The sequence below is a fragment of the Streptosporangium sp. NPDC023615 genome (genome assembly GCF_040640155.1).
In the GTDB taxonomy this organism is placed as follows: Bacteria; Actinomycetota; Actinomycetes; order Streptosporangiales; family Streptosporangiaceae; genus Streptosporangium.
In genome coordinates this window covers 18,356-31,454 of the sequence record NZ_JBFABE010000024.1, presented here as the reverse complement: position 1 = coordinate 31,454, position 13,099 = coordinate 18,356, and the positions used below count along the sequence as shown (strand labels likewise).

Genomic DNA, 13,099 nt, shown 5'->3' with positions numbered 1-13,099 from the left:
CGGCGGGCCCCGGGGGTACACGGGTGGGTACACCCGTTCAGCGGAGGGTGCCTGAGGGCACTCTCCGCTCGCGCGCTTCCTCCCATCCGGACTTTGACCGTCGGTCCTGGAGTTCCACCAGGTCAACCGGTCGATGGCCTCGACCGGGTCGCGGACTGTAACCGCCGGCTCGGAATTTCACCGACCCCGGAGCACGCTGCTCTGCACTGTCACGGAAGGCGTGCCCTACCAGGGCACGGCCTTTCCGTACACCAGTGTGCCATGTGCGGCAAACCACGCCGCACACGGCTTCCAGGATATGAAACAAGCGAGCGCTTGGTCAAGCAGTGCGGCGGCCGGTCAGGCCGCGCGCCCGGAGACGACCTTGCGCGCCCTGCGGGCGTCCGGGGAGTAGCGCACCGGGGCGGGCACCAGGCCGATCCCGGTGTGCAGCGCCCGCAGCGAGGCCGTCGCCCACAGGTCGCCCAGCGGGCTGCCCGGCAGCCCGTACAGCCTGCGCGCCCAGCGCGGCAGCGTGGCGAAGGCGAGCAGGGTGATCATGGGGAACATCGGCTTGAGCGCGGTCAGCCTGGCCGGGAGCGGGGCGTTGAGCGACTGCCGGAGCGGGTGGGGCACCTCGGGCGCGAAGTACAGGCCCGGCCGGCAGGACCGGATGTAGTCGTCCATCTCACCGACCGAGCCGGGCACGTCCTCGGGCCGCAGGCCGACGACCTCGGCGGCGCGGCGCCACTCGGCCACGAACCGGTCGGCCTCGGAGTCGCTCAGCCGCACCCCCGCCCGGCGGGCCACCGACAGGTAGGAGTCGACCTCGCCGACGTGCACCCACAGCAGCGCGGCGGGATCGTCGAGCCGGAACCGCTCGCCGGTGTCGAGGTCGAGGGCGGTGAGGGCGGCATGGATCTTTCTGACCCGGGCCCCTGCACGGGCGACCTCGTCGGTCGTACCGTAGGTACGCACCCTGACGAACTCGGTGGTGCGCAGGAAGCGGGACCACGCCTCCGCGGGATCCATGAGAGCGGAGTTCTGCGCGACCCCTCGCATGGCGCGGGGGTGCAACCCCTGCATGAGCAGTGCCCTGAATCCCCCGACGAGCAGGATCGGCTCCCCCATCACCTTCCAGGTCACCGAGTCCGGCCCGAACAGTCCGTGATCCATACGCCACCTCCTCGTAAGCGGGTAGTTACCCTACCCGGAGGGGGCGGACACCTCCGGGGCGGGCCCCCGACACGAGTTTGTCCCAGGTCCGTGACACGAGCGGAACGTGATCAGGATCGTGGTGTCACCGTCACGTCATAGGTGTGTCACAGATCCGTGAAAAAGCCCTCTTAGGTGTCTCAATTGTTGCATCTCGCCCCCTAGGCACGTCAACGGAATCAAAGCCACAAACAGGTGGAAATTACGCAACGATAAAATGAGTAAGGAGCAGACCATTGATTTGACCTCGACTGTTTTGCAATGGTTCCACCAGATCCCGCTCAGCCAGGCTCGTTGGGAGCACCCGCACGATGACCACCCCTGCACCCGCCGTCACCCCGATCGGGGACCCCACAGCGGTGAAGACACCGGAGACGGTGGGCCGCTCCCCCAGCCAGCTGATGTGGCTGCGCTTCCGCCGCGACCGCACCGGGCTCATCTCGGCCGGCGTGGTGATCTTCTTCTTCCTGGTCGCGCTCCTCGCACCGGTCATCTCCTGGCTCTACGGCAAGGACGCCTACGCCCTGTACGGCCAGGACACCCCGGGGCTGCTGAACGACTTCGGCTACCCGATCCTGCCGAACGGCGGCATCAGCTCGGAGTTCTGGTTCGGTCTCGAACCCGGCCTGGGCCGTGACGTGTTCATGCAGCTCGTCTACGGCATCAGGACCTCGCTGTCGATCGCGGTGACCGCGACGATCATCACGACGGCCCTCGGCATCGTGCTCGGCATCGTCGCCGGATACGCGGGCGGCAGGACCGACTACTTCATCGGCCGCCTGATCGACACCGTCCTGTCGTTTCCCTCGGTGCTCTTCATCATCGCGTTCATGCCGGTGGTGGAGAACATCTTCGTCAGCCCGGACGAGGAGACCCCGATCTGGCTGCGGGCGGTGACGCTCGTGACCATGCTGACGGTGTTCGGATGGGCCGGCCTGGCACGGCTGCTCCGTGGTCAGGTGCTGTCCCTGCGCGAACGGGAGTTCGTCGAGGCGGCCCGGGTCACCGGAGCCTCCCCTGCCCGCATCGTCTTCAAGGAACTGCTCCCCAACCTGTGGACACCCATCCTCATCCAGTCGACGCTGCTGTTGCCGGCACTGGTGACCTCCGAGGCGGCCCTGTCCTTCCTGGGAGTCGGGATGATCGAGCCGATCCCCGACTGGGGCCGGATGTTCCGGCGTGGCACCGAGATCTACCAGAACGACATCACCTACCTGATCTTCCCCGGTGTGGCTCTGCTGATCTTCGTGATCGCGTTCAACCTTCTGGGCGACTCGATCCGCGACGCCTTCGACCCCAAACTCAAGCGTTAGATCCGAATAGGAGAGAGATGACAGTCCGTACGCGGTCAGCGATGGCCGTACTCGCCATCAGCGCGCTCGCCTTCACCAGCGCGTGCGCCGAGGGCAACCAGGGAGCCCCCGCCGCCCCCAGCGGCTCCTCCGGCGCGGCCGCCCCCTCGGCCGAGCCCTTCAAGCCGCCGACGATCACGGTCGGCACGGCGGACGACTCCAAGGGCCCCGCCATCGAGCCGGAGGGCGTCGTCAAGGGCGGCACCGTCACGATGATGGACCGGGACGACTTCTCCCACATGGACCCCGCCCAGCTCTACGTCAACACCGAGACCAACTTCTCCCTCCTGATCAACCGCGGCCTGACCGGCTACAAGAGGGTCGCCAAGGGCGACTACAAGCTGGTCGGCGACCTGGCCACCGACGCGGGCACCGCCTCCGACGGCGGCAAGACCTGGACCTTCACCCTCAAGGACGGCGTGAAGTGGCAGGACGGCACGCCGATCACGTCCGAGGACGTCAAGTGGAGCATGGAGCGGACGTTCGCCCCGTTCGTCACCCAGGGCCCCACCTACATCCAGCAGTGGCTGACCGAGGTCGACCACAAGAAGGCCTACCAGGGCCCCTATGACGGCAAGCGCCTCGACAGCATCGAGACGCCGGACGACAAGACGATCGTCTACAAGTTCAAGACGCCGCACGCCGACGCCAACTACGCCTTCGCCATGGGCGGCTACGGCATCGTGCCCAAGGCCAAGGACACCAAGGAGAAGTACGACAAGGAGCCCGTCTCCAGCGGCCCGTACATCATCAAGAGCCACGTGGTCGACAAGACCATCGACCTTGAGCGGAACCCGAACTGGGACGCGGCGACCGACCCGATCCGCGGCGCCTACCCCGACAAGTGGCACCTGCAGTTCGGCCAGGAGAACCTTCAGATCACCGACCGCCTGATGGCGGACGCGGGCGCCGACCAGACCGCCTTCACCTTCTACGCGACCGTTCCCCCGGAGCGGCTGCAGCAGGTGCTCGGCGACGCCTCACTGGCGCCCCGTCTGCTGAAGAGCCCCTCGCCGTACGGCAACTACTACTACTTCAACCTCACCCGCATGAAGGACATCAAGGTCCGTCAGGCGATCAACTGGGCCTGGCCGTCCAAGCAGATCCAGCAGGTCCTGGGCGGCCCGCAGGCCGCCGCGCTGCCGACCACGATCCTCAACGAGAACACCACGGTCGGCTACGAGCCCTACGACCTGTTCGGCAAGACCACCAAGCCCGAGGGTGACATCGAGAAGGCCAAGCAGCTGCTGGCCGAGTCGGCCACCCCGACGCCGACCATCGTCTACGCCTACAACCAGACCCCGGTCCAGGAGCAGGTCACCGTGGTCATCAAGAACGCCCTGGAGAAGGCCGGCATCAAGGTCGTCGCCAAGCCGCTCGACCGCAAGACGTACTACGACTCGATCGGCAAGATCGAGAACGAGTTCGACCTCTACTGGGGCGGCTGGGGTGCCGACTGGCCGTCCGGCTCGACCGTGATGCCCGTCATCTTCGGCCCCATCGCCGACGGAGCGCCGAACTACTCGCACCTGAAGGACGAGGCGCTCACCAAGGAGATGGACGAGATCTCGGCCATGACCGACATCGACGCCCAGAACAAGGCGTGGATGGCGCTCGACAAGAAGATCCAGGAGACGATCACCCCGCTGGTCGTCGCCGAGAACAAGATCGCCAACACCCTCCACGGCTCCAAGGTGGGCGGCGTGGAGATCGACCCGCAGAGCTGGGTCGTCCCGCCGAACCAGATCTTCGTGAAGCAGTGACGCTCACGAAGCCGTAGGAGACACCGGCGGCCGCGGCCCCGCGGGAACGAAGGACTTCCCGCGGGGCCGCGGCCAGGGGCCGCCCGGCCCCACAGCGGTCCCAGTCATCTCGGGAAACAGGCAATGCTTCCATTCATCACTCGCCGTATGCTCGGCGCCCTGGTCACCCTCGTGATCATCTCCGCGGTCACATTCTTTCTCTTCTTCGCCGTGCCCGGTGACCCGGCGCGGCTCGCCTGCGGCAAGGTCTGCCCGCCAGAACTGCTGGAGCAGGCCCGGCGCAACCTGGGACTGGACCAGCCCTTGTTCGCCCAGTTCGTGGCCTGGCTGAGCGGCATCTTCGTCGGCCGCGAATACCAAGGGCTGGGCAACTGTCCCGCCCCATGCCTGGGGTACTCGTTCGTCAACCGGGCACCGGTGCTGGAAACGATCCTGGATCGTCTTCCCCTGACCATCTCGCTCACCGTCGGGGCGGCGGTGGTCTTCTTCACCTTCGGCGTGGCGACGGGCATCATCGCGGCACTGCAGCAGGGAAGACCGCTGGACAAGATCGCCAGCGTCTCGTCCCTCGTCGGAGCCTCCGTACAGATCTACTTCGTCGGCACGCTCGCGTTGTACTTCCTCGTTTACCAGAACCATGTCTTCCCCCAGCCCAAGTACATGCCGTTCGTCGAGAACCCCCTCGCCTGGGCGACCGGCCTGCTTCTGCCCTGGCTGGTCCTGGCGCTCATCTTCACCGCCAACTACACGCGCATGACGCGCTCGACCATGGTGGAGCAGCTCAGCGAGGACTACGTCCGCACCGCGCGAGCCAAGGGCATGTCGGGCCGCAGCGTCGTGATGAGGTTCGCCCTGCGCGGCACCATGACACCTATCATCACGATCCTGGGCGTGGACCTCGGCGCGCTGATCGGTGGAGCGATCATCACGGAGCAGACCTTCGGGTTGCAGGGGCTGGGGCAGCTGTCGATCAGAGCCGTCACCTATTCCGACCTGCCTATGCTGATGGCGACGGTGCTCGTGGCGGCCGGGGCGATCGTCGTCTTCAACATCGTCGTCGACGTCCTGTACGCCTTCATCGACCCCCGCGTGCGGCTGGGTTAGGAGTTCTGAAGAAAGTGTCGAACCCGTTCCTCTCGGTCCGTGACCTGACCGTCGACTTCCACACCGAGGACGGCGTCGTCCACGCGGTGGACGGGCTCTCCTTCGACGTGGAGAAGGGCACCACGCTGGGCATCGTCGGCGAGTCCGGATCCGGCAAGTCGGTGACCAACCTGACCGTGCTCGGCCTGCACAACCCGGAGACCACCAAGATCGGCGGAGAGATCCGGCTGGACGGCGAGGAGCTGATCGGCGCCTCCCGGTCCACCATGGAGAAGCTGCGCGGCAACAAGGTCGCGATGATCTTCCAGGACCCGCTGACCTCGCTCTCGCCGTACCACACCGTCGGCAAGCAGATCTCCGAGGTCTACCGCAAGCACACCGGCGCGAGCCGCGCCGAGGCCAGATCCCGCGCGATCGAGATGCTGACGCGGGTCGGCATCTCGCAGCCCAAGGTCCGGGTGGACGACTACCCCCACCAGTTCTCCGGCGGCATGCGGCAGCGCGTGATGATCGCGATGGCGCTGGTCTGCGACCCCGACCTGCTGATCGCCGACGAGCCCACCACCGCGCTGGACGTGACCGTGCAGGCCCAGATCCTGGACCTGCTCAAGGACCTCCAGGACCAGATGGGCACCTCGATCATCCTCATCACGCACGACCTCGGCGTGGTCGCCAACACCGCGCACGACGTGCTGGTGATGTACGCCGGGCGGGCGGTGGAGCGCGGGACCGTGCGGGAGGTCCTGCACGAGCCCCGTCACCCCTACACCTGGGGCCTGCTGGCCTCCATGCCCCGGCTGACCGGCCCGGTGGACGTGCCGCTGCGGCCGGTCCGCGGCACCCCGCCCAGCCTGATCAACGTCCCGCCGGGCTGTCCCTTCCACCCCCGGTGCGACTACAAGGAGCTGGCCGGTCCCGAGCTGTGCCGCTCCGAGCGGCCCGAACTGTCCCCGCACCGCGGTCACGGCGACGCGTGCTACCTGACCCTCGCCCAGAAGCGGGAGATCCTCAAATGACCGAGACGACCGGCGAACCCCGCGGCGAGGCACTGCTGGAGCTGTCCGGCCTGAAGAAGTACTTCCCGGTGACGGGCGGTCTCATCTTCAAACGGCAGGTCGGCAACGTCCACGCGGTCGACGGCATCGATCTGACGGTGCACACCGGGGAGACGCTCGGCCTGGTCGGCGAGTCCGGCTGCGGTAAGTCCACGGCCGGGCGGCTGGCCGCCCGGCTGCTGGAGCCCACCGAGGGCAGCGTCCGGTACGCCGGGCGCGAGATCGGGCACGCGAGCCGCAGAGAACTGAAGCCCATCCGATCCGAGATTCAGATGATCTTCCAGGACCCGTACTCGTCGCTCAACCCCCGGCACACCGTGGGCACGATCGTCGGCGGCCCGATGGAGATCAACGGCATCGACCCGCCGGGCGGCAGGGCCAGGCGGGTCCAGGAACTCCTGGAGATCGTCGGGCTCAACCCCGAGCACTACAACCGCTTCCCGCACGAGTTCTCCGGCGGCCAGCGCCAGCGCATCGGGGTGGCCCGCGCGCTCGCCCTCAGCCCCAAGCTGATCATCGCGGACGAGCCGGTCTCGGCCCTGGACGTCTCCATCCAGGCCCAGGTCGTCAACCTGCTCCAGCAGCTCCAGCGGGAGATGGGGATCGCGTTCCTGTTCATCGCGCACGACCTGGCGATCGTGCGGCACTTCTCCCAGCGGGTCGCGGTCATGTACCTCGGCAAGATCGTGGAGGTCGCCGACCGCGCCTCCCTGTACGAGCGCCCCCGCCACCCCTACACCCACGCGCTGCTGTCGGCGGTGCCCGAGGTGCTGGAGGACGAGGTGCCGCGCGAGCGCATCCGGCTCGCCGGGGACGTGCCCTCCCCGATCAACCCCCCGTCCGGCTGCCGTTTTCGCACCCGCTGCTGGAAGGCGGAGGAGAAGTGCGCGAACGAGGAGCCGCCGCTGGTCAGGCTGGAAGGCAACAGGGACGGTCACCTGACCGCCTGCCACTTCCCCGAGAAGCCGACCGTGCACGGCGACGACGTGGTGCTGGACCCGGCGCTCCTTTGACCTTGGATTCCGAGGGTTTCCGAGTCACTTCGACATCGTGCCTGTGAGAGCCACCGTTCCTCTGTGGTCTTGGTGGCTCACAGCACACCGCACCGTCCGAGCGGCGAAGCCCCTGACAGGACTCCGGCCGGCCACGATCCCTTTTCTCGGCCGGGGAGCTTCGTCGCCCGCCCGGCCCGCCTTCCCCGCCATCGCCCCCGCCCCCGCCCCCGCCCCCGCAGAGGGCGCACCGGGCCGGAAGGCCTGACACGGCTCCCCGGCGGGGCGGCGGGGGCCGGAGACGCGCGTGGTCGGCGCTGACGGTTCCGTATCCGGGACAGGATGAGGCCGTAGGTGAGAGCCGCGTCACGCGGTGACGATCGATCGGCTACCCCCTGTGGCGGAACCACACAAATCAGGATCCACGAACGTGGTACCGGCCTGAACCGCGCAACTCGAACCACGTGAACCGCCCGGCTTGACCGGTGACGAACCGGGCGACGCCCAGCCCCCCAAGTATGGGCCGGGACACAGACGGCCACCACCGGTGCCCTTTCGCGCCCGGTACGGGCCGAGGATGGCCGGCCTACCCATCGGGTAAGGCCACGAAACCCCGCGGCGCCGCGAGTTCTGGCGGGTTCATGCGACCCCCGTTCGCTCGAACAGTTTGCACGGCGGCCCACCCATATGTTTTTCATGATGAGCACAGGCGCTGACGCCGCGCATTGCGATGAACTACTCCGGAAATCACTCTCCGTGGCTGTTTGACCCCCGAAGCACTATTGACCCGATCAAACACGACTCATTAATCTCAGAAGAGTCAAGGGGCCCGAAAATATCCGAAACAAAAGGGCCCCGTAAATCTTGCGACGACGCATGCCGCGTTCCCGGGGAAAATAAATCCGCACAGCATTTCCGGAGAAACGGCATGGGCGTCGCAGCGCAAAGCAAAGGAACAACCAAAATGACTCGTCAGATCCAGCGACTCAGCGACAAGCTGCTTGCGCTTTTTGTGCCGTCCTCCGTGGCCGAGGCGGGTTGTCCTCACATCTGCGAGCAGGTCTCCGCCTGCGGCGGACGTGAAGGTTGCGGGACGTACAAGACCTGCTGCATCGTCCAGCAGGGCAACACTTGCGGATGGACCTGCTGAGAGCAGATCGTACGGCCGGGAACACCGGCCGCCCGATCGGCTTGCGCCGGAATTCCAGTAAATCATGTACGTAAATTTTAGGAACACTTGAGTCCCGTGCTCCCCGGCCGTGGAGGTGGTTGATCGCCCCCACGGCCGGGGAGCACTTGTGCACAACAATTAAAACCATACCATTTAAGGTGTCCCATGCCCTATGTTGTTGCGGCGATCTGCCTTGTAGGCATATTTTGTGTTTTCAATCTCCTGCTCACCCTGGGCGTCATCCGGGGCCTCCGGAAGGAGGCTCCTCTCCCCGAACGCCGACTTCACCTACCGGTGGGGGCGGACCTGGGGGAGTTCTCGGCGATCACGACCCGGGGCCGGCACCTCACCAAGGATTCCCTTGAGCAAGAAACGCTGGTGGCATTTTTGTCACCGGGGTGCGAGCCCTGCAAGGACGCGCTTCCAAAATTCATCGAACACGCGAACACCTCGGGCAGTCCCACTCTGGCGGTCATGGTCTCCTCCGGAGAAGGGCTGAGCGACATGACCGCACAGCTGGAAAAAACAAGCGAAGTGGTACAGGAGGGGATTCAAGGCCCGATAGGCACGGCATTCGAGGTCACCGGGACTCCTGCATTCGTCACCGTTCGCGGCGGAAAGGTGCTGAGCACGGGACTTCCAAGGATCAAAGAAGAACTGCCGGTCTGAAGCATGCGAAAGACGAACGAACAGGGTTCCTCCTCGCGTCAGGCCTTCCGGGAGCTTCCACCGGCGCTTGAGCTGGCCTGGCGGGCCGGCGGCGCAAGGGTGACCGGCATCGTCGCCATGGCCGTGGCCGCGGCGGTCGTTCCCGTGCTGACGGCCTGGCTGACGAAAATTCTGCTTGATCACATAAGTCTCGGAAGAGATCTGAAGACGGTGTGGCCGATCGCGGTGGGGCTCGCGGCGCTGGGACTTCTGGCCGCCACGACCTCGGCGCTCAGACGTTACGCCGGTGCGGAGCTGGATCGAAAGATCGGACTGCTCTCCCAGGACCGGCTTTATCGAGCAGTGAACCGTCTTCCAGGATTGGCCAGATTCGAGGACCCCTCATTCATAGACAGGCTTCGCCTGGCCACCCAAGCCGCTGTATCGACACCGGGACAGGTCTTCGAGACATCCCTGGGACTGATGATCGGCACCATCACCTTCGCCGGGTTCTTCGGCTCCCTGCTGACGATCAGCTGGGTGATGGCAGCGGCCGCGTTGGCGGGAGCCCTGCCCGCACTCGCAGCGGAAATATTGTTGTCGAAACGCCGAGCGCAAATGGTCTGGGAGCTGGGCCCCGTCGAGCGCCGGGAGATATTCTACAGCCAGCTCATCTCCAGCGCGGTGGCGGCGAAAGAAGTCCGGCTGTTCGGTCTTGGTGACTTCCTGCACTCACGAATGCTCAGCGAGCGCCGTACGTCCGACGCCGAGAAACGCCGCATCGATCACCGGACCATGATCACTCAGTTCAGCCTGGGCATGCTGTCGGCGATCATCTCAGGCAGCGGGCTGGTCTGGGCGACGGTACAGGCCGTCGGTGGAAACCTGACGATAGGCGATGTCGTGATGTTCGTGGCCGCCATAGCCGGGGTGCAGATGAACCTGGCCGGCATGGTGACCCAGATCGCCTCCACCCATCAGCAACTCACGCTTTTCCAGCATTACCGGGCGGTTGTAGGCGTCGAGCCGGACCTACCGGTGAGGACGGGCCGGCTTCCCGAGGCCGCCGGTGAGATCGAACTGAAGGACGTGTGGTTCCGGTACGGTCCGGAACACCCGTGGATCCTGCGTGGGGTGAATCTGACCATCCCGTTCGGGAGCAGCGTTGCGCTGGTAGGCCTGAACGGGTCCGGGAAGAGCACCCTGGTCAAGCTGCTGAGCCGGTTCTACGATCCGGACGACGGCTCGATTCTCTGGAACGGCGTCGATCTGCGTGACGTCGACCCCGCACATCTACGAAATCGGATCACCGCCGTCTACCAGGACTACATGCAGTACGACTTGACGGCCTCCGAGAACATCGGCCTTGGCGACCTGGAGAAACTGGAAGATCGTCAGGCCATCGAGAACGCGGCTCACAGGGCCGGTGCGGACAAGATCATCACCGCCCTGCCACGCGGCTACGACACGATGATCACTCGATTTTTTCATTCGTCCGACGACTCCGAGGGCGTTCTCTTGTCCGGGGGGCAGGGACAGAGAGTCGCGATCGCGAGAGGGATGCTTCGCGACGATCGCGATCTGTTGATCCTCGACGAGCCCAGCTCAGGACTGGACGCGGAGGCCGAGCACGAGATCCACTCGAACCTGAGGAACTACCGGAGGGGGCGCACCAGCCTGTTGATCTCACATCGCCTCGGAGCGGTCCGTCACGCGGACGTGATCGCCGTCCTGGACGAGGGCATGATCACCGAGACAGGCACCCACACCGACCTGATGGAGGAAGCCGGTGTATACGCACGGCTTTTCAAGCTTCAGTCCTCGGGTTACGGCGATGAAAAGGATTGATGATGTTGGGACAGTTGACAGCGCTGACAGGGGTGATTCTGGCCTGCGGAGCGCTGTGGTTGCGACGAGGCCTTCTCATCGCGGAGGTCTCAGGCGCCAGCATGCTGCCCTCCTACCGGAGCGGGGACCGACTGCTCGCCGTCCGGAGGAGACCCGGAGGCCCTCTCCGAGCCGGCCAGGTGATCCTCATGCGCCATCCCGGCCCGACCGTGAAGAACCGCTGGCTGGTCAAGCGTGTCGCGGCCGTCGCGGGAGAGCCCGTGCCCTCGGACTTCAAATCCGATGCGATCTCGAAAGAGCAAACCATACTTCCAGGAGACACGGTCCCCGAAGGACACGCTTTGATCCTGGGTGACAACCAGGCGCACAGCATGGATTCACGGCAGCTCGGATTCGTCTCCCTGAATGATCTCGTGGCCGTGGTGACCAGAAGGATAAATTAAAATGGGGCACATCGCCTTTTTTTGCGCGACCCTTCTCGCCGTGGTGTTCGCCGTGTCCTCGGTGGGAAAGATCTTGGATTTTGCCGCCTTCGTCGACTCCCTGAAAACGATTTCAAAAGTTTCAGAACCACTGTCGAACCTCCTGGGCGCCGCGATCCTGGCCGCCGAGGTCCTCACGGTTCTCGCCCTGGCCACCGTCTGGACCGATGCGACGCACTGGGCGGCCTACGGTTTCGCGACGGCCACCACGCTCTCGATCGTTTTCGCGGTCGTGGTCTCGGCCGAGGTCAGAAAAGGGAGCCGGGCGCAGTGCCTTTGCTTCGGCCGGAAGGGGACCCGTTTCGGGGCCCGCCACGTGGTCCGCAACGGTTGCCTGGCACTGGCGGGCGTGGCGGGTCTGATCAGCATGTCCTCTGCTCCACTCATCCCCTTGGCCGGGATGATCCTGGCGGCAGGAACAGGGCTTTTCGCGGCCGTCGTCTGTGTGACGATGGATGATGTCGTCGAATTGTTCCGAAGTGGCGCGGGAGGGGTGTCCGGGATCGAAAGCGAAACCGTACGGTGAGGATCTCCCGCCGATGATCGAGAACGCCTTCCGTGCTCGAGGAGCGAGACATCCGGAAAACAGCGATCCGGTCGCCGGGCAAGGCGACGAACGCGAGCGGTAGCGAATCGAAACGATTACGCCGGGTCGACCGAACGCGCGGCGGGATCTTTCAGGAGCGGATTCGTCGAGACACCCGAATCGGCGAGGGCTCCCGGAAGGGAATCAGGTTCCGGCGGCCAGGGCCCGCAGGGCGTCGACCGCGCGGGCCGGGTCCTCGGCCCCGTAGACGGCGTTGCCCGCCACGAAGACGTCGGCGCCCGCCTCGGCGCAGCGCTCGATCGTGGTGTCGGAGACGCCGCCGTCCACCTGGAGCCAGACCTGCCCGCCGTGCCGGTCGAGGAGCTCCCGGGTGCGGCGGATCTTGGGCAGCACCACGTCGAGGAACTTCTGCCCGCCGAAACCGGGGTCGACGGTCATCAGCAGCAGCATGTCGAGCTCGCCGAGCAGGTCCTCGTACGGCTCGACCGGGGTGGCCGGGTTGAGCGCCAGCCCGGCGCGGGCGCCGGCGGCGCGGATCTGGCGCAGCGTGCGCACCGGGGCCTTGGCCGCCTCCGCGTGGACGGTGACGCTCCCGGCCCCGGCCTCGGCGTAGGAGGGGGCCCAGCGGTCCGGGTCCTCGATCATGAGGTGGCAGTCGAGCGGCGTCGAGGTCGCCTTGAGCAGGGACTCGACGACCGGCAGCCCGAGGGTCAGGTTGGGCACGAAGTGGTTGTCCATGACGTCCACGTGCAGCCAGTCGGCGTTGGGGACCGCCGCGGCCGCCTCGGCGAGGCGGGCGAAGTCGGCGGACAGGATGCTGGGCGAGATCTGTACGGCCATGATGGGCCGATTCTATGGGTCCCCGGCCCCGTCCCCGTCCCCGCCTCGGGCCGGGGCCTCCCGCACTCCCCCGCCGCCCTCCCCCGCCCCCGTCCCGGGGCGG

The 13,099-nt window shown here is 66.1% G+C and carries 11 protein-coding genes and 1 riboswitch; of the genes, 9 read left to right on the top strand and 2 right to left on the bottom strand.

The annotated features are described in order from the left end of the window. Positions 1 to 68 precede the first annotated feature (68 nt). Positions 69 to 199: riboswitch (FMN riboswitch) on the bottom strand. A 140-nt stretch (positions 200 to 339) separates the two neighbouring features. Beyond that, complete coding sequence (locus AB0G16_RS18800) at positions 340 to 1,155, bottom strand: oxygenase MpaB family protein (protein ID WP_362806161.1); 816 nt, start codon at positions 1,153 to 1,155, stop codon at positions 340 to 342. Positions 1,156 to 1,505: 350 nt separating this feature from the next. Between AB0G16_RS18800 and AB0G16_RS18795 the strand changes: the two genes are divergently transcribed. The 9 genes from AB0G16_RS18795 (at position 1,506) to AB0G16_RS18755 (ending at position 12,135) form a co-directional block, all read left to right on the top strand. Beyond that, positions 1,506 to 2,507 (top strand): ABC transporter permease, encoded by a 1,002-nt coding sequence (locus AB0G16_RS18795; protein ID WP_362806158.1) that lies wholly within the window; start codon positions 1,506 to 1,508, stop codon positions 2,505 to 2,507. A gap of 17 nt (positions 2,508 to 2,524) precedes the next feature. Further along, a complete protein-coding gene (locus AB0G16_RS18790; protein ID WP_362806156.1) occupies positions 2,525 to 4,309 on the top strand; it encodes an ABC transporter substrate-binding protein in 1,785 nt (594 codons plus the stop codon). 123 nt (positions 4,310 to 4,432) lie between these two features. Continuing rightward, positions 4,433 to 5,413, top strand: coding sequence for an ABC transporter permease (locus AB0G16_RS18785; protein WP_362806154.1), 981 nt, complete (start codon positions 4,433 to 4,435; stop codon positions 5,411 to 5,413). Positions 5,414 to 5,427: 14 nt separating this feature from the next. Then, entirely contained in the window at positions 5,428 to 6,429 is a 1,002-nt protein-coding gene (locus tag AB0G16_RS18780) for an ABC transporter ATP-binding protein (protein ID WP_362806152.1), read from the top strand. Continuing rightward, on the top strand, positions 6,426 to 7,481 hold the full coding sequence (locus AB0G16_RS18775; RefSeq protein WP_362806150.1) for an oligopeptide/dipeptide ABC transporter ATP-binding protein: 1,056 nt from the start codon (positions 6,426 to 6,428) through the stop codon (positions 7,479 to 7,481). The genes AB0G16_RS18780 and AB0G16_RS18775 overlap by 4 nt, the downstream gene beginning before the upstream one ends. A gap of 1,315 nt (positions 7,482 to 8,796) precedes the next feature. Next, a complete protein-coding gene (locus tag AB0G16_RS18770) occupies positions 8,797 to 9,300 on the top strand; it encodes a hypothetical protein (RefSeq protein WP_362806148.1) in 504 nt (167 codons plus the stop codon). A gap of 3 nt (positions 9,301 to 9,303) precedes the next feature. After that, entirely contained in the window at positions 9,304 to 11,127 is a 1,824-nt protein-coding gene (locus AB0G16_RS18765) for an ABC transporter ATP-binding protein (protein ID WP_362806146.1), read from the top strand. Next, on the top strand, positions 11,127 to 11,570 hold the full coding sequence (locus AB0G16_RS18760; RefSeq protein WP_362806144.1) for a S26 family signal peptidase: 444 nt from the start codon (positions 11,127 to 11,129) through the stop codon (positions 11,568 to 11,570). The genes AB0G16_RS18765 and AB0G16_RS18760 overlap by 1 nt, the downstream gene beginning before the upstream one ends. A gap of 1 nt (position 11,571) precedes the next feature. Next, the gene (locus AB0G16_RS18755) at positions 11,572 to 12,135 is read left to right on the top strand and encodes a MauE/DoxX family redox-associated membrane protein (RefSeq protein ID WP_362806142.1); all 564 of its coding nucleotides are present in this window, start codon (positions 11,572 to 11,574) and stop codon (positions 12,133 to 12,135) included. A 204-nt stretch (positions 12,136 to 12,339) separates the two neighbouring features. Here AB0G16_RS18755 and rpe read toward each other — a convergent pair whose 3' ends face one another. Further along, the gene (rpe, locus tag AB0G16_RS18750) at positions 12,340 to 12,996 is read right to left on the bottom strand and encodes a ribulose-phosphate 3-epimerase (protein WP_362806140.1); all 657 of its coding nucleotides are present in this window, start codon (positions 12,994 to 12,996) and stop codon (positions 12,340 to 12,342) included. Positions 12,997 to 13,099 lie beyond the last annotated feature (103 nt).